This window comes from Trinickia dinghuensis (assembly GCF_003367175.1).
GTDB classification, from domain to species: domain Bacteria; phylum Pseudomonadota; class Gammaproteobacteria; order Burkholderiales; family Burkholderiaceae; genus Trinickia; species Trinickia dinghuensis.
This window is the reverse complement of record NZ_QRGA01000045.1, coordinates 1-1,220: the sequence shown is the minus strand read 5'-3', so window position 1 is coordinate 1,220 and position 1,220 is coordinate 1. Positions and strand designations below refer to the sequence as shown.

At 66.5% G+C, this 1,220-nt stretch carries 1 protein-coding gene; it reads left to right on the top strand.

The window, feature by feature from the left end; all coding sequences use genetic code 11:
• Positions 1 to 1,220, top strand: a 1,220-nt coding sequence (locus DWV00_RS33520; protein WP_281272703.1) for a phosphate acyltransferase, incomplete at both ends; no start/stop codon positions are given.

Here is a 1,220-nt window from a genome sequence, read left to right as displayed (position 1 = left end):
GCCGAGCTGATGGATCCGGACAAGGAGCGCTTCGCGCGCGAAACCTCGGCGCGCACGCTGGCCGAAGTGATGGAAGGCGCCGATATTTTCCTGGGTCTCTCGGCGGGCGGCGTGCTCAAGCCCGAGATGGTCAAGAACATGGCGGCCAAGCCGCTGATCCTGGCACTGGCCAATCCGACGCCCGAGATCCTGCCGGAAGTGGCGCTCGAAGTGCGGCCCGACGCCGTGCTCGCGACGGGCCGCACCGACTACCCGAACCAGGTCAACAACGTCCTGTGCTTCCCGTTCATCTTCCGCGGCGCGCTCGATGCCGGGGCGACGACGGTCACGCGCGAGATGGAAATCGCGGCGGTCAATGCGATCGCCGAGCTGGCGCGCCAGGAGCAGAGCGACATCGTCGCGACGGCGTACGGCATTCAAGATCTCTCGTTCGGGCCCGCATACCTGATCCCGAAGCCGTTCGATCCGCGCCTGATCGTGAAGATCGCGCCGGCGGTGGCGCAAGCGGCGATGGACTCGGGCGTGGCGACGCGGCCGATCGAGGACATGGACGCCTACAAGCAGCATCTGCAGCAGTTCGTCTATCACAGCGGCACGACGATGAAGCCGATCTTCCAGCAGGCGCGCAGCGTCGAGCCGGGCAAGAAGCGGATCGTGTTCGCCGAGGGCGAGGAAGAGCGCGTGCTGCGCGCGGTGCAGATCGTGGTGGACGAAAAGCTGGCCACGCCGATCCTGATCGGGCGCCCGGGCGTGATCGAACACCGGATCGAGCGCTACGGGCTGCGGCTCACGCCGGGCGTCGATTACACGGTGGTGAACACCGATCACGACGAGCGCTACCGCGAGTTCTGGCAGGAGTACTACCACCTGATGGCGCGCAAGGGCATCAGCCAGCAGCTGGCGAAGGTGGAGATGCGCCGGCGCACGACGCTGATCGGCTCGATGCTCGTGAACAAGGGCGAAGCGGACGGGATGATCTGCGGCACGATTTCGACGCCGCACCGGCATCTGCACTTCATCAATCAGGTGATCGGCAAGCGCGAGGGGTGCACGGTGTTCGGGGCGATGAACGGGCTGGTGCTGCCGGGCCGGCAGATCTTCCTGGTCGATACGCACGTGAACGTGGATCCGACGCCGGCGGAGCTGGCCGAGATCACGATCATGGCGGCCGAGGAGGTGCGCCGCTTCGGGATCGAGCCGAAGGTGGCGCTGGTCTCGCA